Origin of the sequence: Actinosynnema sp. ALI-1.44, from assembly GCF_001984155.1 — a bacterium.
GTDB lineage: Bacteria > Actinomycetota > Actinomycetes > Mycobacteriales > Pseudonocardiaceae > Kibdelosporangium.
Genome location: NZ_MTQO01000039.1, coordinates 225,292 through 246,462, shown reverse-complemented (window position 1 = coordinate 246,462; position 21,171 = coordinate 225,292). Strand labels below are relative to the sequence as shown.

Annotated in this window: 22 protein-coding genes and 2 pseudogenes; 15 read left to right on the top strand and 9 right to left on the bottom strand. The window is 64.8% G+C overall.

Annotated features, from left to right (window positions below):
* From ALI144C_RS14065 to ALI144C_RS54325, 5 genes and pseudogenes are all read left to right on the top strand, one after another.
* Positions 1 to 460 (top strand): fasciclin domain-containing protein (locus tag ALI144C_RS14065; protein ID WP_193441187.1); only part of this gene is annotated, 460 nt, incomplete at its 5' end.
* Between the two features lie 547 nt (positions 461 to 1,007).
* Positions 1,008 to 1,615, top strand: a pseudogene (gene sigK / locus ALI144C_RS14060) (ECF RNA polymerase sigma factor SigK).
* On the top strand, positions 1,612 to 2,379 hold the full coding sequence (locus tag ALI144C_RS14055) for an anti-sigma factor (protein WP_076987512.1): 768 nt from the start codon (positions 1,612 to 1,614) through the stop codon (positions 2,377 to 2,379). Before sigK ends, ALI144C_RS14055 begins: the two are co-directional and overlap by 4 nt.
* A 39-nt stretch (positions 2,380 to 2,418) precedes the next feature.
* The gene (locus tag ALI144C_RS14050; RefSeq protein ID WP_076987511.1) at positions 2,419 to 2,868 is read left to right on the top strand and encodes an SRPBCC family protein; all 450 of its coding nucleotides are present in this window, start codon (positions 2,419 to 2,421) and stop codon (positions 2,866 to 2,868) included.
* A gap of 25 nt (positions 2,869 to 2,893) precedes the next feature.
* Positions 2,894 to 3,163: a hypothetical protein gene (locus tag ALI144C_RS54325; RefSeq protein ID WP_143230637.1), complete on the top strand. Its 270-nt coding sequence runs from the start codon at positions 2,894 to 2,896 to the stop codon at positions 3,161 to 3,163.
* 65 nt (positions 3,164 to 3,228) lie between these two features.
* Here ALI144C_RS54325 and ALI144C_RS58395 read toward each other — a convergent pair whose 3' ends face one another.
* Both ALI144C_RS58395 and ALI144C_RS14040 read right to left on the bottom strand, forming a co-directional pair.
* Positions 3,229 to 3,363, bottom strand: coding sequence for a hypothetical protein (locus ALI144C_RS58395; protein ID WP_269086675.1), 135 nt, complete (start codon positions 3,361 to 3,363; stop codon positions 3,229 to 3,231).
* Between the two features lie 226 nt (positions 3,364 to 3,589).
* The gene (locus tag ALI144C_RS14040) at positions 3,590 to 3,949 is read right to left on the bottom strand and encodes a DoxX family protein (protein ID WP_076987544.1); all 360 of its coding nucleotides are present in this window, start codon (positions 3,947 to 3,949) and stop codon (positions 3,590 to 3,592) included.
* 93 nt (positions 3,950 to 4,042) lie between these two features.
* Here ALI144C_RS14040 and ALI144C_RS14035 point away from each other — a divergent pair, with 93 nt between their 5' ends.
* Entirely contained in the window at positions 4,043 to 4,546 is a 504-nt protein-coding gene (locus ALI144C_RS14035) for a MarR family winged helix-turn-helix transcriptional regulator (protein WP_076987510.1), read from the top strand.
* A gap of 13 nt (positions 4,547 to 4,559) precedes the next feature.
* Here the strand turns inward: ALI144C_RS14035 and ALI144C_RS55435 are convergent, their stop codons facing one another.
* From ALI144C_RS55435 to ALI144C_RS14020, 3 genes are all read right to left on the bottom strand, one after another.
* A complete protein-coding gene (locus tag ALI144C_RS55435) occupies positions 4,560 to 4,733 on the bottom strand; it encodes a hypothetical protein (RefSeq protein WP_168211249.1) in 174 nt (57 codons plus the stop codon).
* Between the two features lie 912 nt (positions 4,734 to 5,645).
* On the bottom strand, positions 5,646 to 5,978 hold the full coding sequence (locus tag ALI144C_RS14025; protein ID WP_269086678.1) for a DUF6262 family protein: 333 nt from the start codon (positions 5,976 to 5,978) through the stop codon (positions 5,646 to 5,648).
* Between the two features lie 99 nt (positions 5,979 to 6,077).
* A complete protein-coding gene (locus ALI144C_RS14020) occupies positions 6,078 to 6,476 on the bottom strand; it encodes a hypothetical protein (protein ID WP_076987509.1) in 399 nt (132 codons plus the stop codon).
* Positions 6,477 to 7,982: 1,506 nt separating this feature from the next.
* On the opposite strand from ALI144C_RS14020, the gene ALI144C_RS14015 reads away from it, so the two are divergent.
* From ALI144C_RS14015 to ALI144C_RS13990, 7 genes are all read left to right on the top strand, one after another.
* Positions 7,983 to 9,029, top strand: a complete 1,047-nt coding sequence (locus ALI144C_RS14015; protein ID WP_269086674.1) for a serine/threonine-protein kinase — start codon at positions 7,983 to 7,985, stop codon at positions 9,027 to 9,029.
* 32 nt (positions 9,030 to 9,061) lie between these two features.
* Positions 9,062 to 9,304, top strand: coding sequence for a hypothetical protein (locus ALI144C_RS55430; RefSeq protein WP_168211247.1), 243 nt, complete (start codon positions 9,062 to 9,064; stop codon positions 9,302 to 9,304).
* Positions 9,305 to 9,553 carry a hypothetical protein gene (locus ALI144C_RS55425; RefSeq protein WP_076987506.1) on the top strand — a complete coding sequence of 83 codons (249 nt, stop codon included), beginning with the start codon at positions 9,305 to 9,307 and terminating at the stop codon, positions 9,551 to 9,553. It abuts the gene before it with no gap.
* A gap of 59 nt (positions 9,554 to 9,612) precedes the next feature.
* Positions 9,613 to 9,888, top strand: a complete 276-nt coding sequence (locus ALI144C_RS55420; RefSeq protein WP_076987505.1) for a hypothetical protein — start codon at positions 9,613 to 9,615, stop codon at positions 9,886 to 9,888.
* Positions 9,889 to 10,287: 399 nt separating this feature from the next.
* The gene (locus ALI144C_RS58390) at positions 10,288 to 10,416 is read left to right on the top strand and encodes a hypothetical protein (RefSeq protein WP_269086673.1); all 129 of its coding nucleotides are present in this window, start codon (positions 10,288 to 10,290) and stop codon (positions 10,414 to 10,416) included.
* 397 nt (positions 10,417 to 10,813) lie between these two features.
* Positions 10,814 to 16,858, top strand: a complete 6,045-nt coding sequence (locus ALI144C_RS13995) for a PA14 domain-containing protein (RefSeq protein WP_076987504.1) — start codon at positions 10,814 to 10,816, stop codon at positions 16,856 to 16,858.
* Between the two features lie 38 nt (positions 16,859 to 16,896).
* A complete protein-coding gene (locus tag ALI144C_RS13990) occupies positions 16,897 to 17,295 on the top strand; it encodes a hypothetical protein (RefSeq protein ID WP_143230635.1) in 399 nt (132 codons plus the stop codon).
* Between the two features lie 47 nt (positions 17,296 to 17,342).
* Here ALI144C_RS13990 and ALI144C_RS54305 read toward each other — a convergent pair whose 3' ends face one another.
* The 4 genes from ALI144C_RS54305 to ALI144C_RS13980 form a co-directional block, all read right to left on the bottom strand.
* Positions 17,343 to 17,537 (bottom strand): hypothetical protein, encoded by a 195-nt coding sequence (locus ALI144C_RS54305; RefSeq protein WP_143230634.1) that lies wholly within the window; start codon positions 17,535 to 17,537, stop codon positions 17,343 to 17,345.
* Between the two features lie 130 nt (positions 17,538 to 17,667).
* Entirely contained in the window at positions 17,668 to 19,263 is a 1,596-nt protein-coding gene (locus ALI144C_RS54300) for a hypothetical protein (protein ID WP_143230633.1), read from the bottom strand.
* A complete protein-coding gene (locus ALI144C_RS57425) occupies positions 19,257 to 19,502 on the bottom strand; it encodes a hypothetical protein (RefSeq protein WP_237774129.1) in 246 nt (81 codons plus the stop codon). The genes ALI144C_RS54300 and ALI144C_RS57425 overlap by 7 nt, the downstream gene beginning before the upstream one ends.
* A 20-nt stretch (positions 19,503 to 19,522) precedes the next feature.
* Positions 19,523 to 20,239 carry an ABC transporter ATP-binding protein gene (locus ALI144C_RS13980; RefSeq protein ID WP_083753011.1) on the bottom strand — a complete coding sequence of 239 codons (717 nt, stop codon included), beginning with the start codon at positions 20,237 to 20,239 and terminating at the stop codon, positions 19,523 to 19,525.
* 74 nt (positions 20,240 to 20,313) lie between these two features.
* Between ALI144C_RS13980 and ALI144C_RS13975 the strand changes: the two genes are divergently transcribed.
* Both ALI144C_RS13975 and ALI144C_RS57420 read left to right on the top strand, forming a co-directional pair.
* On the top strand, positions 20,314 to 20,775 hold the full coding sequence (locus ALI144C_RS13975) for a GbsR/MarR family transcriptional regulator (RefSeq protein WP_076987542.1): 462 nt from the start codon (positions 20,314 to 20,316) through the stop codon (positions 20,773 to 20,775).
* Between the two features lie 256 nt (positions 20,776 to 21,031).
* Positions 21,032 to 21,130, top strand: a pseudogene (locus ALI144C_RS57420) (IS5/IS1182 family transposase); the annotation flags it as partial.
* Positions 21,131 to 21,171 lie beyond the last annotated feature (41 nt).

The window sequence follows — 21,171 nt, the reverse complement described above, 5'->3', positions numbered from 1 at the left end:
CGCGTCGATCCCGAAGGACGGCCCCGGCAGCTTCCAGGGCATGGCCATGGATCCGGTCGCGACCGCCGCGTCGAACAACCCCGCACTGTCCACTCTGGTTACCGCGGTGAAGCATGCTGGTCTGGTCGACACCCTCAACGGGTTGAAGGACGTCACGGTGTTCGCGCCGACCAACGACGCGTTCGCCAAGCTGCCCAAGGCCGACCTGGACAAGGTCCTGGCCGACAAGGCGCTGCTGACCAAGGTCCTGACCTACCACGTCGTGCCGAAGAAGCTCACCACCGCCGACCTGGCCTCGGGCAGCTTCGACACCGTCGAGAAGGGCAAGCTGACCACCACTGGTAGCGGCCAGGAGTTCACTATCGGCACCGGCGGCGCCAAGGTCGTCTGCGGCAACGTCAAGACCGCCAACGCCACGGTGTACATCATAGACTCGGTCCTGATGCCGCCCGCCGCGTAGCCAGGCCGCACGGAGACGGGCTGTCGTCGCACCCCACGTGACTGTGGGTGCGGCGGCAGTCACCTACCCGCGAACTGGAAGCAGTATGCGAGACCTGCAGAGCGGCGTCGGAGCCTTGCTACTACTCGGCTACCGCTTCCAGTACGTAGCCAGACCAGGCATCGATGACGCGTTCTTGATCGGGTCGTACTCATGGCCTGGGCATCCGACTGGCTCGTGATCCCCCGCGCCACAGTCGCTGTCGCAGTCCGATCGCGGTGAAGAGCAAACAATGCGGTGGTCGTGTGAAGGCGATGCCGTCGTCGTGGTGTGCAATCTTGCTGAGCTCGCGCTACCGCCATCCAGTTCGTGACATCAGCGTGTCCGACTACCGGTATGAACCCTCCTTGTGGCCCACATTCTCGCGGGAGCGCACGTACGACCTCCTTGGGACGCGCTCCCGCGACCCGCACTTCTCGCGTCGTCGGTGACACAGCGGCTGCTTCGCCCCAAACCGGTACGGGATCAGCATCGAATGCACTGTAGACAGAGGCGATGAGGAGCAGTGATGCGAGACCGAGTGCAGCGCCCGCCTACACGGCGCCCCGCGATCTCGCCACCCCCATCCTCCTCGTCTGATGACTTGGACGAATTGTTGTGCCGGGTTGCCCACGGCGACGAGTATGCCTTCGAGCAGTTCTACCGGAACCTGTCCGGCCCTGTCTTCGGCCTCGTCCAACGCGTTCTGCGCGACCGGGCACAGTCGGAGGAAGTGTCGCAGGAGGTGTTCCTCGAACTGTGGCGCACCGCCGGCCGCTACAGCGCCGAGCGAGGCACTGTGCGGTCGTGGGCCATGATGATCGCCCACCGTAGAGCGGTCGACCGGGTGCGCGCCGCTCAGGCCGATAGCGACCGTGAGGCCAAAGCCAGTCAAAGCGATACCGTCAGGGACGTCGACGAGGTGACCGAGGTCGTCCTGGCCAACTTCGAACGCCAGCAGGTGCGGAACTGCTTGGACAGCCTGACCGACGTCCAGCGGGAATCGGTGCGGATGGCGTACTACCAGGGCTACACCTATCGAGAGGTCTCCCAACTGCTGGACTGTCCACTGGGCACTATCAAGACCCGGTTGCGGGGGGCGTCCGGCTGCGTGATTGTCTGGGGGCAACGCCATGATCGTCAGCAATGACATTCACACCCTCACCGGGGCCTACGTCCTCGACGCCGTGTCCGACATGGAACAACGAGCGTTCGAGAACCACATGGCCGACTGCCCAGCCTGCACCCGGGAAGTCAACGAGTTCCGCGAGACCACGGCACGCCTCGGCCACATCACCGCAACGACTGCCCCGTCCGCGCTGTGGCACAACGTGCGCGACGCGGTTGTTGCGACTCGGCAACTACCGCCACTGCCCATACTCACAGCGGCACCGCCAACTCGTAGGCGTCCTCGTCCGGCACGACACTGGCTGATAGGTGGCGCCCTGTTCACCGCCGCGGCCAGCGTGGTCACGGCTGTCGTCATCGGGATCGGTGCGACCAACCGGGAAACCGACCTGGAAAGCCAACTCGCGCAGTCCCACAGTCAGATCGACAAGATCAACGCCGTTCTGGGTGCTCCGGACGTGCACACGGCGCGGCGATCCCAACCTGACGGCAGCACCATGACCGTGGTGACCTCCCGCCAGAGCAACGCAATGGTGCTGACAGTCCAAGGACTCCCCGGGCTCGCGCCCAACCAGTCGTTCCAGGCATGGGCGGTCACCGCCGACGGGCACAAGTCGCCCATGGGACTGTTCAACGACTCGCACGGGACCTTACTCGTGAACGACCTCACGACCGTGCAGGACGCCTCGTTCCTCGCGCTCACCATCGAGCCCCGCAGCGGATCGCCGGCGCCGTCCGGCAAGGTCGTGATCACCGTCGCGGCTCAGGCGTGACAGCGCCGATGTCGTGAATGACCGCGGGAAGGAAGTGGCGTGGTACGAGTGCAGCGGGTGTTCGAGGTCGACAAGCCGCCTGCGGACGTTGTGCGGTATTTGAGCGACTTCTCGAACACCGAGGAGTGGGATCCGGGCACGGTGGCGTGCTGGCGCATGGGAGAAGGAGCGATCGGCGTCGGTGCGCGATGGCACAACGTGTCGAAGCTGCTGGGCAGCAAGACCGAGCTGACCTACGAGCTCACACGGCTCGAGCCGGACCGAGTGACCTTCGTGGGAACAAACAAGACCGCGCGGACGGTGGACGACCTGAGCGTGAGCCCGGCCGGTTCTGGCGCGCGGATCACCTACCGGGCCACCATCGAGCTTGTCGGATGGGCGAAAGTCGCCGAGCCGCTGATGAAGCTCGTGTTCGAGCACCTTGGCAACGCCGTCGTCCGATCGTTGGCCGGGGTGTTGTCGTCCACGCGACCGCGACACGCGAAGTGACGGCCAGACCGTAGGGAGATGGGTGATGAGGGAGGTTGGACCCGCCTCGGATCCGCCGGTTCCCATGTCGCTGTGGCGGGCAGCGTATCTCTGGGCCCAGGTGGTCTCTGATGTCGGTGGGCGTTCGCGGCATGTGAGCGAGACCGTCCGCGCGGTGATCACGTATGCGATCACCGTGGAGGCTCGACACGTACCTGATCTGGTTCCGCAGTCATGTCGGGTGGATGGGCTGGTCACCGACGACATGGCTGACGTGCCTTTGGCGCTGCTGTCCAGCCGCCGCAGCACGCCGTAACTGTCAGGATCGTGAACGACACCGCCATGCCCGATGAGCCATTCCAGGTCGATTGAACGCGGCAATCACTGACGTTCGGGGTAGACACCGACGTTCACGCGGCAGTGCGCGTGGTCGAGGACCGCCTCGGCATCCGATTGACCGAGCGTCCGGCCCAGGAGCTGCGCAAATTGCCCGATGGCCTGACCCAGTCCGGACATGGCGTGTCCTACAGCGGATCCGGTCCAGGTCACCGAGTACTCACTGGTGTTCAGCGCGATCGCGCTCCGTCAACGAGATCAGGCGCCTGCACGCCGCCCTGACCTTCACCCCGCATCCGCGTTCGCACACCGAGGCATGGTCACACTGGCGACGACGCCACCAACACCGAGCCCGACAATGCCATTACCAGCGGAGACTCACAGATCACGGCCTGCGGCTGGAGTACTAGGACACGGCCGGTCCCAGCACGAGGACGGCGATGTTCAGGGCCAGAAAGGCGTTGGCCAGCCCGAATTGGGCGGCGTAGTCGCGGGCCAGGATGTGTGTGTGGACGGCGCAGACGAAGAACAGGATGAGTCCGATCGCCGCGGCGATGCCGATCATCGGCACTCCCAGTATGCCGAGGAGCAGGCCGGCCGCGCCGGCGGTCTTGAGCGTCCCGATCGGGAACGTCAGCCACGACTCCGGCACCCCGGCTGCGGCCATTCCCGGGAGGATCGGCTTGAAGCGCAGCAGCGCCGCGATGCCCGAGAATCCGTTGGCGGCAACGGCGAGCAGGGCGACGACGAGATAGGCGGTACTCATCGAGACCACCCCTTCGTTAGGCGACGACGGCGATAGCATGCCGGACGGGATACCCTGTTCTCCGACATCCAGATGATACGAGGAGCATATCATATGAGTTCCGTATCAGATGGCGGTGTGGACTCAGCGCGCCGTCGGAGGCGGTCGACCGCGGCGGTCAAGGAGTCTCTGCGGGAGCTGCGCAACCAGCTTTCGTTGCTGAACCACCAGGTCAGCACCCAGCTGGCGCTCAAGGACGTCGACCTGGACTGCCTGGAGCTGATCGCGCTGCACGCCCCGATCAGCCCGAGCGCGCTCGCCCGCCGGGCCGGGCTGCACCCGGCGACGATGACCGGCATCCTCGACCGGCTGCAGCGCGGCGGCTGGATCGTCCGCGAGCGCGCCCCCGAGGCGGCCGACCGGCGCGCGATCACGGTGCGCCCGCTGCGCGACCGCAACGCTGAGATGTTCCGCCTCTATTCGGGGATGAACGCGGCGATGGACAAGCTCTGCGCCGAGTACAGCCAGGCCGAGCTCGAACTGATCGCGGACTTCCTGCGCCGAACGACCTCGGCCGGCCACGACGCCACCGAGGACCTCTCGGCCGGCACGACGTAGTGGTGTGCGGTGCTCAGCTGATCGTGATGGTGGTGGGGGCCGCGGTGGAGCGGGGGTTCGTGCGGATGGTGACCTCCTCGCCGATGTCGCTGTCGTCGGCGAGGGCGCGGTACACCGAGGCCACTGACGGGCTTATGCCAGCGTTCTTGCCGGTCGTGGTCTTCACCTTCTCCGCGATCTCTGGCACGGCGTGCCGTTGGCCCGCAGGGCGCGGGCGAAGGTGAGCATGTGCCCATCGCCTCGATCGCGCGACCGGAAAAACAGCAATCCAAGATCAAAACGCGGTTGCGGGCCCGAGCGCCCGCGAGGCACTCCCGAACATGACTGATCGGAAGTCCGGACCATCGCAACCGCCCGCTGCGCGTACTCCGCAAAGCGAGATGCAATTGTCCTGTCGCGTCAACGAGTTGATCAGTTGTCTGATCTGCAGTGATGCGATGAGGACACTGGCTTCGACGTGGCTGCCGGAGCTGCGTCCTGGTCCGTGAAATTTGCTTTCCTCGGCGTGTCCCCGAGATGCTGCTGCCGACATGCCGAGCTATCCACCGGAGACGAATTTGGCGGTGCCGCGAGTCCTGATCGGGCACTATCAACGGATGGGTATGTTGGATGCAGTCGCAAGCAGAGTCGCTGGTGGGGCAACCGTGGAGTTCCGGCCAAGTGGCTCCTCGATGGTTCCCCTGATACGGAGCCGGCAGCAGGTGGTCGTCGCTCCGGTCGACCCGTCAAAGCTGGAAGTAGGCGACATCGTTCTCGCGCGGGTCACCGGGACGGTGTACTTGCACCTGGTGTCGGCGGTGGACCAAGCTCGTCAGCGGGTGCAGATCAGCAACAACCGAGGCCGCGTCAACGGCTGGACCAGCCATGACCGTGTCTTCGGTATCTGTCTGGCAGTCGAGGGTGTCGCCCGGACTGGCGCGGAGGCCAAGACTCTCGGGACCTCCTCGCCAGCCGCCTCATAACCGCCGTTGACTGCAAGCAAACAGAATTGACAGCGCCTCTCACGGACCTGACCGTCAGCACGGGTTGATGACAACCGTTGTCTTCAGCTCCGGTGCTGTCAGCCGCGTTGACCTGTGCCAATGCTTCAAGGCCAGTGTCAGCAGGGTCCGATGACTGGTTGGGATTTCTTTCTCGGCGTGTCGCCGGGGCGTCCGACGACCGAGGCAGCGCGCTGCTCGCCGAGGACGACCGCGAGAGCCTCGCGTATTTGCCGATTCTCGGCTTCCAGCTGGCGATTTCGTTCGGCCATGACCTCAAACCTCCGCTGCAGCGACGTGTCGGATGCGCGTTGCCGGTCAGGAAGGCGTTGCCCGCCGGGCGCTGGATCCCTCCGGGTGCGCAGTTGTTCGATCTCGGCGCGCAGGTCGGGCTGGTTATAGAGCCAGGACCGAGAGACCCGCCCTTCGCGCGCCACCGCGTCGAAGGAAATCGCTTGTCCCGCATGTCCATACGGCGCAACGCCGCAACAGCGCGGCGCCGTGTGGCAGTGGCTCGGCGCCGCGCGGCCGTGACGATGTGGTGGGAGTTGTCAGCCCGCATGGGTGGTGTCCGTGTCCTCGGTCGCGGCTTCCTCGATCTCGCTGATCATGCGGTTGAGGTTGGTCACCACCTGCTGGTTCATCTCGACCATGCGGGCTTGGCCGCCGAGCTCGGACACGTCGATCAGGGTGAGGGTGCGGCGGCGTTGTTCCCGCAGTTCGGGCAGGAACTCCGGGCCAGTGAGGAAAACTGGACATGTCAAGCATGCGTTGGCGTGCGGGCAGGTGCGTTGCAGCGGCAGCCCGCAATAGCCGTTCGGCAGGGTCTGGGTGGACATGCCGTAGCGGGTCTTGACCCATTGTGCTTGTGCCAGAGGGCCTTCGGGGTCGATCGAGACTCGTTCGCCTTTGATGTCGACCTTGGTTGCCTCCTGCCAATGGCGACGCACGGTCTGATCGGTGATCTTGCGTAGTAGGAGGTCATTCGGTGCGATTCGTGGTCGAGTAGTACCCGCGAATACGACAGTGAAAATGATGCCCGACGACCACCTGGACGGGTGACTGCATACCCTACTGCGGGTATCACGAGCCATATGTGATCCACGGCGAGGACGGTCGCGTGACCGCAACCTCGACGGCATCGGCTGGCAGCGCTCAACTCTGCCGAGAAGTGCAACGCCTGCCACGCCGCAGAGTTGACTACCTGCTACCGCATCCGCCGTGACACCTACGGTCGGCAGCCCTGGACCCTGGCCCCTGGAAGCCTGCGAAACCCGGACCGACTGACCGTGTCCGCACGCGCCACCGTTCTTGATACCGGTTCAACGCTCGGCGCCCCCTGCGGACTGCCTGCGGGAGCCGCCAGGATGACGACGCCGTCAACGTTGACGCTGGCGAACATTTCACCCGGCTTGGCGGACGAGTCGCGGATTCCAATCCCGATCAGTCCGTTGCCTCCACCATCTACCGGCGGCTCTTCCGCCAGCGGCCTCGCCGTGCTCACGCCGAACGAATGCGTTGATCGAGCTCGTCTAGGTCGTCACGCAAACGACGTAGCTCACGGGCATGCTGGCTCAGCCGCTGGGAGTGCCGCTCGACGCGCCTCTGAAGGTCCTCGAAGTCACCCGTCGCGGCGAACTCGTCGTCTGACGCGTCTTCAGCGGTAGAGCTTTCCATCGAACAACCTCCGGACTCACCCTGTGTGTTCAAGGTGCGTCGACCGCGTACCCGGCATCGCAGTCACCTAAACCGGACAGTGGCAGTGAGCCCATCTGGTCGTGATCCTGGTCGTAGTGCCCCTTACGTCGGTGGTCGGGGTTGGCCCGACGTGTTCTGCCGCACTTTGCGCACCCAGTACCGGCTCAGCCACGGCTGTCCGACGGAGTTGACTCTCATTGCACAATTGCGCGACGCTGGGACCGCTGTGCTGCGTGAACCGGCCGATATGCCGTGGGGTGAGCGCGTGGCCTATGTTGCCGACGATACGAGCAGTTGCAGCGCTGGTGGCACAGGATGTGCACAACCAGGTGCGGTCGCTTCCGGTGACCAGCGGTGGCGCGTCGGCGAAGCGCATGCGGCATGCCGGGGGTGGAGATGATGCCTGGCCCCCGCGCCCGCAGCCCAGTCCCCCTGGGTGAGACATGTAAACGGGCACGGGCGCGCTGGCGGGTCCGGTCCGCAACGGACTGGCCATGCCCCAGTCACACCAGACCGGGGGGATTCCTGCTGCCTGCCACGGCTGTCTGGACGCGGTCGCCGGCACCCGCACCGACGACGACCTCGCGGACCTAGTCGGGTTCGAGACGCTGCCCGCTCCCTTGCGGAGCGTGCACACCCGACTGGCCAGCAGCCTCGATGGCGGGAACCAACGCACCCGAGGAGCCGATCCAGTCAACTGTCGCCATCGGAGTCACCTCCGGGTTTCGGATACGGCCAGGCCGGATACAACTGGTCAAGTGAGGGGTCCAGAACATCACGAACTCGTCCTGGCCGGGCGGTACCGGTTGGCGCACGTGATCGGGCGCGGAGGAATGGGTGCGATCTGGTCCGGCTGGGATGACATTCTCGATCGGGCCGTCGCGGTGAAACAACTCGTGCCCTGCAGTGACGCCGAGCCCCCCGAGACCATCGAGCAACTGTGGGACCGCGCCCGCATGGAGGCCGCCGCCGCAGCACGCGTCCAACACCCTCGTGTAGTGGCCGTGTACGACCTCGTCGAACACCAGCAGCGCCCGTGGATCATCATGCAGCACGTCCAGTCCTGCCCGCTGTCCCACATCATCCACGAGCACGGCCCGCTGCCCGTCTGGCAGGTCGCCGAACTCGGCGCCCAAATCCTCGACGCCCTGTGTGCCGTCCATGACCACGGAGTGCTCCACCGCGACGTCACCCCAGGCAATGTGCTGATCGACCACCATGATGCCTACCTCGCCGACTTCGGCATCGCCACCCTCGACGGCGCCACCGCTCCCGGCCCCCTGGCGGGCACCCCGGCCTTCGTCGCGCCCGAATGCGTGCGGGGACAGCGCCCCGAACCCGCATCGGATGTCTGGGCGCTGGGCGCCACCCTCTACACCGCGATCGAAGGCCAGTCACCCTACGCCCGCGAGGACGCGATGGCCTGCCTGACCGCCACGATCACCGAACCTCCCGCCCCGATGCTCCACGGCGCGCCGCTGCAACCACTACTACGGCGCATGCTCGCCGACGACCCCGCCACTCGACCCGCACCCCACGAAATCCGCCCCGTATTGCACCAGGTGGCCGCCGCCCCCCTGGCCTCCGGACAGGCCCGACACAGCCTCTCATCTCAGCACCCTGCCGCCGATCCTGTCCCCAACACCGCGGTGCGGACGCGCCACAACGAGGCGCCGCTCACTTCCGCGCACCCGGACTGCTGCCTGGACGGCCGCCACCACACGAGTGCGGGTAGCAAGGATCCCTCAGTACGCCAGCGCCTCCGGCCTCAAGATCTTCTTCAGCCGACCTCGCGGTGCGCGTAAGCCACTGGCCGCGCGTCAGAGAGTTCGAGGCGATGGAACCGCTGCCCCAAGGACGCGGGCGCCAAGCACGCCGGGCCGTCAAGGTCAGGGGACAGGATGAACGCGTTGTCGGGAAGCGGATTGCCGTCGGTGTGGGCGCGCTGGCGGCGGAGTTCGTGGTAGGCGGCCAGGAGTTGGGTTGTGTCACGGTCGACTGCGATACGGCGTTCTTGGTGCAGTTTGGTGTCTTCTCGACTAGGCCGTTGGTGGTGTGGGAGATGCTGGCGCGGGTGTGAATGACTTGGCGGTCGGCGTCGAAGTCCGACCAGCGCAACGCGCACAACTCGCCGCGGCGGGCGCCGGTGGTGATGGCGATCCAGATGGCGACCGCGACGAGTGGTTCCACCTGGTTCCAGGCCTCGGCGAGGATGCGAGCGACCTCGCTGGGGGTGGGCGGCCGCGGGCAGGGGCGTGGTTGTGGTGGTGGGGTGGCCTGTTCGGTGGGGTTGTCGGTGGTCCAGTCCCAGCGGATGGCGGAGCGGTAGGCGGTACTGAGCAGGAAGTGGATCTTGCGGATACTCGCGGCCGCTAATGGTCGGCATTGGTGCTTCTGGTGCCGGCCGTGCGGTGTTTCGGGTTGAGTGCAGTGGTCGCGGCAGCGGGCGAGTTCGGCATAGAACTCGTCCAGCATCTCCGCGGTGACGTGGCCGATCGGGTGTTGGCCGAGCAGGGGGTGGATGTGTTTGCGGTGATAGCCGCGGTAATTGTCCTTAGTGGAGCCAGCGAGAGGCATCATCGCGATGTGGCGGGTGACCAGTTCATCGAGAGTCGCTGTCAGGCGCGGGCCTTCTCGCTGGTCCACGGTCCGGATCAGCCGTAACCGGGCTTGTTCAGCCCGATCTGCGGCGTCAGGTCCAGCCGGGATGGTTTCGCTGAGATACCGGGCACGTCTGGTGCCGGGCTCGAGGCCCGCGTACACCCGTACCCGAAGCGAACAGCTGGGCAACACATCGACGCAACCACGCGGACGAACACGCCGCTGCGCGCCACGGCGCTCATGACATCACCGCCCACGCGCCATCACGTGAAACAAGACACGCCAACGCTGTTCGAGCAGTGACTGCCGCCCTCGGGCGCCGCAAATCGCATGTGGATCTGGTGGTACCACCTCGGCGCGGATTTGTTCGCGGTCCTGTCGTGCACCGGAGCCGGACGGCCCTTCGCGCTTTGCTACCTAAAGGCTGAGACGACCGTCCATAGTGGTGCGTATCGTTGCGCCGTGTTCCGGTCGATGTTCCGCGACCCGGGCTTCTATGTGATGGACGAGCCGGAGTCGGCGTTGTCGGCCACCGCGTGCCTGCACCTGGTCGCCCTGATGCACGAACTCGGCGAAACAGGGCCCAGGTGACGTGGTGGTGCGAGTCTTTGCAGTGACCGAAGAAAGTTGTGTCAGTTCCGGGGCGTTGTGAGATGTCTGTCTCCTTGGGTCTGCTCCGAACGGCCGCTTACCGGGTGGTGGTTGGTGTGCCACGCTTCGGTCCGTTTGTTTGGTTCGCGTGAGGCTGAGCGCGCACGTTTACCCTGAAGGGGGTTGTGGGATGACGGGCCACAGAGTGGTCCGGCCATTTGGCCTGCACATGTTACGGGCGATGGTCGTGTCGTTGGTGGTTGTTCTTGGTGTGACGGTGGGGGAGGTGCCCGCGTCAGCGGCTGCGCCGCCGTCGGATGTTGTGGCGAAAAGTATTGATCCGCGCGATTTGCCGGTTTTGCCGTCTAAACCTGTGTCAGCGCCAGGTTCTTCCCCGGTGGCGGAGAAGGCGGATTTCATCCCGATGTCCACTTTGGTGGGCGGCGGTGGGAGCCGGTTCGATCCGCAGCGGTCGAGGTTGCAGTCGCGGTCGATGTTCGCGGAGGAATACCTCAACCCTGACGGGTCACGGACGGTGCGGCAGTCGTCGCAGCCGTTGAACGTGCCGGATGGTCAGGGTGGTTGGCGTCCGGTGGATACGACGCTGGCCCGTAGTGGTGCCCGGGTGAAGGCGAAGGCGCAGGGGTTGTCGCCGTCGATGGCTGACAAGGCCAACGACCCTGAGGTCGTGTCGGTCGCGGTGGACGGTAGGCGGGCGTCGCTGGCGCTTCCGGGTGCGGCGGCGAGCGCGGTGCGGGTCGAGGGGAGCAAGGCGGTCTACGAGAACGTGCTGCCGGGCACTGATCTGGACTACGAGATCACGCCGGGCTCGGTCAAAGAGACGATCGTGCTGAAAACCCAGCCTCAGCCTGGTAAAGCCACGTGGCGGTTCCGTTTGGCCACCGATGGTTTGACGCCCGCTGTCGCCGCGGACGGCACGGTCCGGCTCTCCGACGCCGCGGGTGTGGTGAAGCTGGTGATGCCCCCGATCGAGACCTGGGACTCTTCGGGCAACGCGGACCGGACACCGGCGATGACCGGCGGCCGGTATGGGCTCGAACGGGACGGCGCACAGTGGGTGTTGACGGTGTCGGTGGACGAGGCCTGGTTGCGCGACGCGCGTCGGGTGTACCCGGTGCGGGTCGACCCGACGTTCACTTTCGGTGTGGTGTCCTCGCAGTCCTACCGCTCGGACAACTACACGTGTGAGAACTGCGGACTGCGGATCGGCAACAGCCTCAACGAACGCGACACCTACAACCGGACCGCGCTGCGGTTCGACTATTCGTCGTTGTATGGCAAGACCGTGGTCGGCGCGCGGATGGATGTTACTCGCAACACGGGCGTGGTGGGGTCGGTCAAGACCTGGAACACCGAGCTGTATCACGCGTCCGCGTTGAACTACAACGGCCTTGGCGCTAAGCTGGCTAGCGCACTGGTCGGCGATGTCGGCAGTTTCTCCTCGGCCGACCTGACCGGTTTCCTGCGGCATGTGGTCGATACCAAGCAGGCGTCGTATCTCATGCTGATCGGCAGCGAAGCTTCCGGTGTGTGGACCTACAAGAACCTCAACGCCACCCTTAGCGTCGACACCGGCACAGCTCCACCGGCTGCGGTGCTGTCCGGGCCGGCGGACAACAGCGTGACGACCTCGTTGACACCGACGCTGTCGGTGAACCCGGTGACTGATCCCGATGGTGATCCGGTGAAGTACTGCTTCCGGGTGGCGACCGGTCCGGACGCGAAATCCGGTGTCGTGGTTGATTCCGGGTGCATCTCCACACCGACGTGGACTGTCCCCACGGGGGTGCTGCAAGACGGTGTCGCCTACACCTGGCAAGCCACGACCGCCAGCGGGATCACCATGACCACGCCGCCGTGGATTGGGCATCTCAAGGTCGATCAGCGTATCGGTGATCGTGGTCCGTCTCCTGTGGACACGGTGGGTCCGTTCACGGTGAACTTGGCCAACGGCAACGTCACCACCCAGTTGACCTCGCCGACGTTCAACACGGTCGGCGGTAACGCGGGTCTGACGTTCACCTACAACTCGCAGCAGACCGATCCGAAGGGGCTCAAGGCCTCGTACTTCGCGGACCTGTCGCACAACGGGATCATCAACGACGCGCAACAGCCGGTGCTGGTACGAACCGAGCCGCAGGTGAACGTCAACTGGGACGTCGAGTCACCGTTCGCGCCCGCGCTGGGGCCGGACTGGTTCGTCGTGCGGTGGGAAGGGTTCTTTCAAGCACCAGCGAACGGCAGCTACCAGTTCGCGGGCGTGCACGACGACGGCGCGGTGGTGTGGGTTAACAACACCAAGGTCTACGACGTCAACAAACCCAGCGACGTCAACTGGACCGAGTCGGAGAACACCGCGGTGACCCTGACCGCGGGACAGCGCGTGCCGATCAAGGTCGAGCTGGCCGAGGCCACCCACAACGCCCAGATGCGCCTGTTCGTCCGCACCAAGGACGGGTCGACCGTCCCGTCGCAGATCGTCCCGGCGGACTGGTTGTACTCCTCAGATCTACCGACCCTGCCGCAGGGCTGGACGCTGTCGTCTGATCTGGACGGTACTGGTGCGTCGTACACCGAGGCGAAGATCGCCGACCAGTCGATCGTGCTGACCGACGCGGCAGGTGCCAAGCACACCTGGACCAAGAAGAGCACCGGCGGCTACACAGCCCCACCAGGCGAGACCGGCATCCTCGGCTTGGACTCCGCGGGCCGGGTCACCCTCACCGAGGGCTCGGAGGTCTTCTCCTTCCGCACGGACGGCAAACTGGACTCGCAGAGCAGCGTGGTGGACTCCCGCAAGTCGGCGATGCTGCGCAACCTCTACGACGGTACGCCCTCGCGGCTGCGGGAGATCAAGGACCCAGTGTCCGGCCGGTCACACGTGTTGCACTACAACCGTGCCAACGACGACTGCTACGGCGGCGTCAAGCCTCCGCCCGGTGCGGATCTACTGGCGCCGTCGCAGATGCTGTGCCGTGTCTCCTATTGGGACGGCACCGAGACGCGTCTGTGGTACGCCCAGGGCAGGATCGTCCGGGTCGAGGACCCAGGCTCGGAGATCACCGATATCGGCTACAACGCCCAGGGTTTGATCGAGGCCACCCGTGACGGCCAAGCCAACGACTGGCTCGCCGCCGACCTCGCCGGTCGCCGTCAGTACGAGGGGGAAGTGACCTACGCCGTCCTCTACCAGACCAACTCGGGCGAGAAACCCAAGGTCAACTGGGCGCTGGCGTCGATTCCTGCTATCGGGCAACCGCGACCGGGACACTCCTACCGCTACGATCCCGCAAACCGGCAGACCTTCGTCGACGTGCTCGGGCTCTCACCAGCCATCGGCTACAACACGAGAATCACCTACGACGAAGCCGACCGGGCACTCACGGCCACCGACGCCACCGGCAAAACGACCAGCCAAACCTGGAATGTCAAGGACCAGAAACTCACTTCCACGGACGCGGCAGGCAGGGTCTCGACCACGGTCTACGACCACGCCGACCGGCCCACCGACACCTACGGCCCCGCCCCCGGGTCGTGCTTCACTGGGCAGCAGCCCACATCGGCGTGTACGGCCACGCTCCCGCATAGCCACACCAACTATGACGAGGGTATGAAGGGTCTGTCGGTCGCCTACTACGACAACGAAATCCTCGCCGGCGCACCCAAGGTGTACGCGACCGGCATCGGCGACGCGGACGGGAAGCTGCTGCGTAACTGGGGCGAGGGCGCTCCCACAGCAGGCATTCCGGCCGACCACTTCTCGCTGCGTGCCACCGGCGAGATCCTGCTTCCGCAGGCAGGTGACTACACACTGCGGATGCTGGCGGATGATGGCGTGCGGGTCTGGGTGGACGATCAGATCGTCGTTGACGACTGGATCGTCACCCCGGCGAAGTGGCGTCAGGGTGTCGTGCACGCCGACGCTCCTGGAACCGTGAAGCGGATCCGCGTGGACTTCTTCGACGCCACGTCAGCCGCAGTGCTGGAGACGCACTGGACCACCCCCAGCGGTGTCCATGAACCCGTACCGGGTACCTCTCTGCGTCCCCGGTACGGCCTGGCCACGTCGACTGTGACGTCCGAATCGGACGGTGTCGCTGACCGCACCTCCGCTACCCGGTACGACGACGCTGGGCTGGACCCGGTGTTCGGCGTGCCCACGAGGACCATCAATGATCCCATGGGCTTGCAGTTGACCGGAGGCAACGGGCACGAGCCAGTGGGCAGCGGCTATCTCCGCAAGATCAACAAGACCATGTCCAACGGCGCCCAGACCACCTACGGCTTCTACGGCGACACCGAAACTCGCGTCAATCCCTGTGTGACTGGGAGTCCAGCGGTCAACCAGGGCGGCATGGCCAAGCTGACGACCTCCGCGACACCGGCCTCCGGTCCCGCTCGCGTTGACGAGCAGATCTACGACGCGTCTGGTCGAGTGGTGGCCAAGGCGACGGCCGGGGACTGGGCGTGCACCACCTATGATGCCCGAGACAGGCCGGTCGATCAGTCCATCCCCGCTTCGTCGACATCAGGTGCCCGTACCGTGCACCGGGACTACGCGGTCAATGGCGATCCGTTGACCACGTCGGTCACCGACAACACGGGAACCGTCACCACGGTGGTCGACCTGGTCGGCCGAGCAGTGGCATACATCGATGCGCATGGCACGCGCTCCGAGACCACCTATGACAGGGCAGGTCGTATCACCGCGCAGAAAGTGATTCCGCCGAACCCGGCAGATCCGCCCCAGGTGACCATCCCGACCTACGATGACGCAGGCCGCTTGCTCACCACCAAACTCGGCGACACCGTCCTGGCCACTGTCACCTTCGACACCGCCGGTGAACTGGCCTCGGTGTCCTACGCCAACGGGTCGTCGCTAGCGTCCGTCGGCAGGGACAGCGCCGGCCGGACAGTCTCGCAAACCTGGAGAACCAGCGACGGCCACGACGTGACCTCAGCGGTCGACCGGACGCGAGCGGGCACCATCACCAACGAAACTCTCGCTGGTGGGGACGCCAGGCCCAGCGCGCCGAACTACGTGTACGACACGGCCGGACGACTGACCGAGGCGTGGGTGACGGGACACCACTACACCTACGACTTCACCTCCGCCTCTTCCGCGTCCTGCCCAACCGGGACCAACGCCAACGCTGGTAAGAACACCAACCGCATGCGGCTACTCGACCAAACCCCTGCAGGCACAGCGGAAACCGGCTACTGCTACGACGCGGCGGACCGGCTCCTGGCCACTCTCGGCGCCAATGCGGTCACCGGTGTGACCTACAACGCCCATGGCGGCGCCACGCAATTCACCTCCGGAGACGCGGTCACCACACTGTCCTGGGACGGTGCTGACCGCAACACCTACGTCCGTACTACCGGTGCCAACCCCGCGGTGGTGAATTACACCCGCGACGCCACCGACCGGATTATCCGCCGCCAGGCCGATCAAGGCGACACGACGACGGCGGTGTTGTACGGCTACACCGGCACCGACGACAGCGCGGACCTCACCCTGGACAGCGACAAACGACTTACGTCCCTGTCATTCTCGTTGCCTGGCGGAGTGCTGTACACGGCGAAAACAGGCGCCCAGCCGAGTTGGGATTATCCATCGGTCAAGGGTGATCTGGTCCTGTCGGCCGACAGCGCGGGCAAGCAAACCGTGGCGCTGCGGACCTACGATCCGTTCGGACAACCCCTGGCCGCGGACGGCACGGTGGACAACCAGGGCGTCCCGGACAACCAGCCAGGCAAAATGGACTACGGCTGGCTCGGGCAATACCAACGGCTCTACGAGCACGCTGGTTCGCTGTCGCTGGTTCAGATGGGAGCCCGGCCTTACAGCCCGCTCCTGGGCCGGTTCCTGTCCGTCGACCCGGTCGAAGGTGGCTCCGCCAACGACTACGACTACACCGCGGCCGACCCGATCAACCACACCGACCTCGACGGCAACTGCTTCTGGGACGCCTGCGTCGGAGAAGGCATGCTGGTCGTCGGCGCTGTGACGCTCATCGGCGGCTGGTTCCTGGTCAAAACCCACCCCATCCACATCCCCGTACCGCACTTCGGCGGCAGCTCCTCAGCGGGCGGGAGCACTGCCGCTGCACCGCACGTTTTCAAGGGCGGGTGGGCCATCGGCGCCAACACCCGCCAAGGCATTGAGTGGGGAGTCGGCGGGATCAAAGCGCCGACCAACTACAAGCCGAACAGCGGCAACAGTGGCAAGAAGTATCCAAGCAAGAATGCCGCCAAGAGCGCGGCGAAGCGTGACGCCGTACGTACGGGTGGGCGGGCCAGGTATCGAGGGCCGTGCTCAAGCAACAACCACGTTCATTGCGACTACTACCGTACGAAAGAAGACGCTAAAAGAGGGCGTAAGAAGGATAGAATCGGAACGCGCCACTACTACTGGTAGAGTTATGGGTCCTGGAGGAAAAAGATACGGGAAGAATGATGAACGAGCCTCGATATGATCAGGGTGATCTCATCGGTCCTGATGGAAGTCGGTGGGCGGAGATCACGGGCTGGCTTGAACCCGACGAAGTCGTGGAATACAAGAAGGCCGGCGCTGTCATCGCGATCGACGACTGCGATGGCTGGGTGTGGGATGCCCCGTTGGACGGTGCGACAATGAAGCGTGTCGTCACCGGCACGCAGTCTCATCGACTCACACGACCGAAATATGAAGACGAGACCATTTTGGCATCAAGCCTGTGGGTGTCCGACGACGGCGCGCGACGAGTCGTGGTGCTGAGCGAAGAGAACGCCAAGAGCCTGAAGATTATCCAAGACATTCGTGGTGACTACAATCACGTAGAAGAGCTTGGGCGATTCTCTTCGTTCTCTTCTTAAGGCTGAATACTGAATAGTATATGGTGACTGGGCCCCGGCTTGAAACTTCAACCTTTCGAGCCGGGGCTGGTTACGACCGGCCGAGTCGTGTTTGTCATAGCCGTAGTGATCGGATCGGGGCGCACGGCTGGCAGCCGCGGGTGCGAGCGGAGCTGACCGCGCTCGGCGAGACCGCACCGGGAACGACCGATGCCCTCGATCTCGATCTCGGCCATGATCGACGCGACGGTGTTCTCGCTCACCGTCTCACCACCGGCCTGCAGCTCGGTCGTGATACGCGGGGAACCGCAGCCTCGACCTTGTACTTGGCATGGGCAGGAGAGGGGTCGGACGAGCCTAGTTCGTTGCGCTACGAGGTCAAGAAATAGCGACTCAGCACTGTGTGGTGTGCTGCCCGGGAAGGCCGAAAAGGGTCCACTGTTCCGGAGCCTGGTGAGTAGGACGCGAGAAGCCTGCCACCGTGCCTGAAACACCGCAAAACAGCAATCCCGCTTGTGTTGCGTCCGGGCTTGTCTCCAGTACGCGGGCAAGTTGATCAAGGAATGTTCCCTGGGGATCCGTGTTGCGCCAGGAGGTGATCACGTCGCTTGCCGACGCGTGCCTTGTGTTGTACGTGAACCTCTCCGGCATCAACCGTTGCAGCGTCTCATAGTCGCGCTGGCAAGCGGCTTTATGTACCTGCGGGACGAGATCGGCGTCGCGCCACTCCAGTTTCCTACCGTTTCGGGTTGTTCGCGCAAGCTCACCGCACGCGGGCGACGGTGGAGCGGTCGCAGTATTCGAGGGCTGGACAGACGGCTCCACGCGCTTCGGTAGCGGCGGAGCTTCGGCGTGCCACATCACGAGCGTGTCCGAGTTGTGGGACGAAGCCCCCAACAGCACCGCCTTGTTCCGACTGACCGTGACATCGTCGAATCCCAATACGGTGTGGAACTCGTTGTCACGGACCGGCATTCGAGTCCATCCAGAGCCGTCGGCTGAGTACCACACCAATCCTGCTTCCTCACGGCCTTCACCACCGTACGTGTGACCGACGGCGATGAACCCGGAGCCCCAGTCACGCATCGCGGTAACGACGACCTCGTCGGCCGGGACCACGCCGGCATCGGGCAGTCGACCAGGGTCCAACTTGGCTTGACGCCACACTCCGTCACGCCGGTACCACGCCTGTGGCAGCTGCGCCTCAGAATTTGGTTTACGGGCGAACAGCACAACCGTCGACGCATTGCCGCTCACATGGAGGAATCCACCCGTATCCGGGAGCCCCGCAGTGACGTCCTGCCAACGCGTTCCATCCACCGAGGACAGAACCGTCTGCGCCGCAACCATCAGGAAGCCGCTCGAGGTCGCCACCGCATCGACGGACAGCCCCGTTTCCTCGTCCGGCTTGGTGATTTTCGTCATCGATCCAAAGGACTGGCCATCGGTCGACATCCACACATAGACGCCTTGATAGCTCGGTGGGTGAAAGTTGTCGACGCCGACGACAAGCACACCACGCGGCCCCGCGGTGATCTCAACCTTGAGACGCTCCCGGGACTCGATCTTGAGGCCACCGGGGTCCAGGGGGACCGCGTGCCACCGTTGGCCGTCCTCGGTGCGCCACACCGTCAACCCACGATCCGACCAGGCAAGGAAATAGCCAGAAGAGCCATAGCCCGCGACCGTGTGCCCTTCGCCCGCCACGGCCGCAACCACGCCCTCGGGTGACACGACGCGCCACTCACGGCCGTCCTTCGACGTACGAACCGTGCCATCGTCAGCCACCAGCAGCCCGCCATCCCACCCCGCACGCTGTCCCCTTCCCAATTCGACGGGCACCCCGTGCGACGACTTGATCCACTTTGGCAGGTCGCCCGGTTTCGGCTGTCCAGGTGACGCGGAAGTCCCAGACGGCGACGGTACGGGATTGGTGGTGCACGCCCCCGCGAGAAGCAGCGCGGCCACTAGGACCAGCCTGGTCAACATGGTGTCCACACCTTGGCCGCGGAGTTAAAGCAGGATGTGCGCGCAGCGATGGCCGAAGTCGTACGGAAAGGTCTCCCTGAGTCGTCAACCACCAACTCCCCGACGTCAGCCCCGGAAGTCCAGTTGAGCCGCAACCGCCACTCGATGTCTCCTTGCTCGGTTTCGGGAGTGATCACCAATTGCTCGACTTCGTCCTCATTGACCTTGTAGGGAAACGACACGGTGCCGGGCTTCGCCACGATCCGCGGCTCCGCCGCGTCTAGGTCGAGCTCGAACTTTTTTGGCGGTACTTCTCCTTGAGCCCCGACCGCGCGACCTTCAGTTCTCTGGGCGAGTCGAGTACGACGATTCGGCCGTCGACCACGAACGCGACCCGGTCGCACAACTGGTCCGCGGTGGCCATGTCGTGCGTGGTCAGGAAGATGGTTTTGCCGCGGGCTTTCTCGCGCAGCACGATGTCCTTGACCTTGCGGGCGTTGACGGGGTCCAGCCCGGAGGTCGGCTCGTCCAGGAACAACAGGTCGGGGTCGTGCAGCAGGGCACGAACGAAGACCAGTCGCATCTGCATTCCCTTGGAGAACTTGCCGACCCGAGTGTTGGCGTCCTCGGCGAGACCGACGGAGTCGAGCAACTCGATCGGGTCCAGTGTGGACTTGTTGTAGAGGGAGGCGAAGAACCGCAGGTTCTCCAGTGCGGTGAGTTTCTGGTAGTGGTTGGGCAGTTCGAAGGACACGCCGACGCGCTGGTAGTAGTCCTGTCCCCAGTCGGCCGGGTCTTTGCCCCACACCGAGACAGCGCCGCCGTGCCCGGTCAGCAGGCCGATCAGGATTTTCTGGGTGGTGGACTTGCCCGCGCCGCTGGGGCCGAGGAACCCGAAGATCTCGCCCTTGCCGACGGTGAAGTCCATGCCGCGCACGGCGGGTTCGGTGCTGCCGGGGTAGGTGAAGGTGAGGTTGTCGACCTCGATCACGGCCATGGTTCGACTATACTGAGTTTTCGCATTTTTGCGAATGTTGGATAGTATTAGGATCGCGTCAGGATCATGGAGGGATGCTGGTGGACGACTCGATGGAGGCGGCTGAGCGCCTCGCGCTGACACTGGCCAGCGGCGGCATGCAGCGGATGACCGCTCGGGTGATGTGCGCGTTGTTGTTCGCTGAGCAGGAGACGGTGACCGCGGGCGAACTCGCCGAGTGGCTCACCATCAGCCCTGGCACGGTTTCGACCGCGATCAAGTCGCTGACGTCGGTCGGGTTGATCGAGCGGGTGCCCGCACCCGGCAGCCGCCGGGAACACTTCCGGTTCCGTGACGACGCCTGGGCCATCCTGATGTCGAGCCAGAACGAGATCGTCAAGGTCATGCAGGAGTCCGCGAACGAAGGGATCGACGCTGTCGGCGAGAACAGCATCGCCGGGCGCCGCCTGGTCGAGATGCGCGACTTCTACACCTACGTGATGGCCGAACTCCCCGCCATCATAGATCGCTGGCACGCCCGTAAGCGCAACGAGTAAGCCAGGATGCGGGCGGCGACCGCATCGAGAGCCGACCGCTGACGGCACGCGTGCTTGTCGACATGGTGTTGACGGCACGTTCACCCAAGGTTCCTGTGGACCAGATCCGTGTCCGCCGAACTACACGCCAGGGTGAATACGACTGACAAGCGGCTGCACGGGTGCGCGGATAAGGTGGCGATAAGAGGGTGTCTCATGTGGTTGATCATGATCTGTCTGGATCATTCTCGTGGATAATGATCTGTCGCTGAGGTTGATGCCGGACGAACTGTGGGCGCTGGCGCAGCCGTTGATCTCTTGGTTTGAGGCGCGTCCGCAGGGCGGCGGAACAGCACCGGTGGATGACCGGGCGGTGGTCAGACCGGGGATGAATCCCGCGATGCCGACCAGCAGGAA